The 2,706-nt window shown below is 66.0% G+C and carries 3 protein-coding genes; all 3 read right to left on the bottom strand.

Features of this window, described 5'->3' with window-relative positions; translation table 11 throughout:
* A partial coding sequence (locus JWQ24_RS28090) for an ACP S-malonyltransferase (RefSeq protein ID WP_299815765.1) occupies window positions 1-497 on the bottom strand: 497 nt, incomplete at its 3' end.
* Between the two features lie 111 nt (window positions 498-608).
* Window positions 609-2,048, bottom strand: coding sequence for an amidohydrolase family protein (locus JWQ24_RS28085; RefSeq protein WP_299815762.1), 1,440 nt, complete (start codon window positions 2,046-2,048; stop codon window positions 609-611).
* A gap of 83 nt (window positions 2,049-2,131) precedes the next feature.
* Window positions 2,132-2,706 (bottom strand): NADP-dependent oxidoreductase (locus tag JWQ24_RS28080; protein WP_299815759.1); only part of this gene is annotated, 575 nt, incomplete at its 5' end.

Raw genomic sequence — 2,706 nt, 5'->3', positions numbered from 1 at the left:
GCGCCGGCGACCACGATCTGGCCGCCACCGTTGAAGTTGGCGGGCTCGAGGCCGAGTTGCTCAAGGCGGCCGAGAAGGGCCTCTTCGTCGCCGCCAATGACCGCGCTCATGCCCGTCTTCTCAAGCGCGGCCGCTGCTGCCATGCCCTGACTGCGCTCACGCACGAAGGTCAGAGCCTCTTCTTCGCTCAGGATGCCCGCCGCGAAAGCGGCTGTGACCTCGCCCACCGAATGGCCGGCGACACCGTCGATCCTGCCGCGCCGGCCGTCTTCACAGAGCCCGCGGAAGGCCAGCAGGCCGGCCGCAACGATCAGGGGCTGAGCCACCGCGGTGTCTCGGATGGTGTCCGCGTCGCTCTTCGTACCGTGCTTGACGAGGTCGATGCCAACCGTCTCCGAGATGCGTTCGAGGTGTTCGCGGTACGAGGGCTCGACAATCCAGGGTTCGAGAAAGCCGGGAGTTTGAGAGCCCTGACCGGGCGCGACGACAACAATCACTTACACAGTCTGCCAACACTTGGGGTCATCGCGCTGTTGCGTAGGTCCAAACATCGCCGGATTCGTTGTGCGCGCCCTCCAAATTGCGGTTTGCGTGGGCTCGCGCGACCGCTATAGCGAGCGATGAGTGAAGCGCCCGGCAACCAGAGTTGCTGCGACCGGCATGAGGCGCAATTCTGCGGGAGTCGCGGTGTACGGGTCGAGATCGGTGACCACGAGGTCAGCCGGTTGACCAACGGACACGGTGGTGCGCGAGGATGCCGCGATCGCCTGGGCGACATCCACAGCCTGTTCCGGATGCCACGGCTCGCGCCCGTCACGAGTTCGAGCAATCGCGGATGCCATCGTCGCCCAGGGGTCGAGCCTGGACACGGGCGCATCCGAACCGAAGAGGAGCGTGGCACCGGCCGCGATGAGCGACTGCAGCGGGAAGGCGCGGCCCGTGTGACCCGCCCAGTATCGATCGGCGACGTCCCGGTCGTCGACAGCATGGTCCGGCTGAACACTTGCAGCGACGCCGAGTTCGGCGAAGCGGGGCAGGTCGCTGTCACTCACGAGTTGCGCGTGCTCGATGCGGCCGCCGACGTGCGCCTCGGCGAACGCGTCGAGCGCGATGGTATTGGCGTGATCACCGATCGCGTGTACCGATGACTCGATGCCAGCGTCGGCCGCAGCCCGCAGCAGCGAAACGAGACGGGCGGGGGAGACGGTGAGCAACCCGCGCGAACCCTCCTCGCCCTCGATGCCAGGGAACTCGTCGTAGCAGTAGGCCGTGCGCGTGTTGAGCGAGCCATCGATCAGGATCTTCAAGTTGCCCATTGTCAGGAGGTCACCCACGCGATCGCCCGACCGCAGCCCAAGCTCAATCGCGCGATCGAGGTGCTCGGCATAGACGCCGAACTCGACGCGAAGGGCGTCGGCGCCGGCGGCCTGACGGCGTGTCCAGGTGTCGAGGTTCCACGCCATTTCGTAGTCAACGATGCCGACGACCCCACGAGCCGCTGCGGCTCGTGCTGCCGCGTCTGCCCACCCGTCGAGGAGATCCTCGGCACCTGTGTCGATGAGCCCGGTCACTCTAAAGGCGTCGTCCTCCCGGAGGAGCCCGGTCGGATGCCCGCTGTGGCCGAACTGCTCGAGTGCCGCCGTGTTGAGCCAAACCGAGTGCAAGTCGCCGCTGACGACGACGATGGGACTCGTGGATGCTGCGTCCAAATCCACGAGGTTGGGGGCATCCGCCCACAGCGCATCCCGAAAGCCGACAGCGATGAAGGGCCCTGCCACGTCCGGGCGCATCGCATCCGCAATGCGGCGTGCGGTTTCGGCCGCAGACCGGGCATCGGCAACGTCGAGCCGCGACGCTTGGAGGGCCCACTGGCTGAAGTGCACGTGGTTGTCCCAAAGGCCTGGGCCCAGCCACCGCCCAGCGAGGTCGATGGTGGCATCGTCGTCTCGGGACGCTGTCTGCCCGGCGTCAGCGATGTCGACAATGACGCCCTGCCGAACACGCACATCGACAAGACGGGAAGCGACTCGCGCGTTACGCAGCAGCATCGTGATCCCTCTGCTCATGAAACATGCGCCCAGTCTGCCAACTTCCGAGTCGGCGTGATTTGCGCCTGTGGACAACTTTGCAGTCAGAGCGCCACTCGCGTCCTGACCAGCATCTTGCCGGTGTTGGCGCCGTTCAGGAGCCCATAGAACGCATCGAGCGCATTGTCGACGCCGTCGACGATGGTCTCGTCCCACGCGAACTCCCCGGATGCGACGAGCGGCCCGATCTCTGCAGCGAACGCCTCGGCGTGCTGCCAGTAGTTGACGATCGTGAAACCCTCGAGGCGCAGACCCTTGGTGGTGAGCATCCACAGGTTTCGGGGGCCTGGCGGCATCTTTTCCTCGTTGTAGCTTGCGATCGAGCCACAGAGAGCAGCGCGGCCGCCGTCGTTCATGGCGTAAATCGCGGCCTCGAGGTGATCGCCGCCGACGTTGTCGAAATAGACGTCAATCCCGTTCGGCGCCGCCTCGGCGAGTTGCCGCGCGATCCTGCCGTCCTTGTAGTTGAACCCGGCGTCGTAGCCGTATTTGGAGGTCAGGATTGCGATCTTCGCGGGAGACCCGGTGCTGCCGACGACGCGGGAGGCGCCGTGCAGCTTGGCCAACTGGCCGACGGCAGAACCGACAGCGCCAGCTGCTCCCGAGACGAACACGCTGT

The organism is Tardiphaga sp. (genome assembly GCF_028290495.1).
GTDB lineage: Bacteria > Pseudomonadota > Alphaproteobacteria > Rhizobiales > Xanthobacteraceae > Tardiphaga.
The sequence above is the reverse complement of the archived record's forward strand: the minus strand, read 5'-3'. Positions and strand labels throughout refer to the sequence as shown.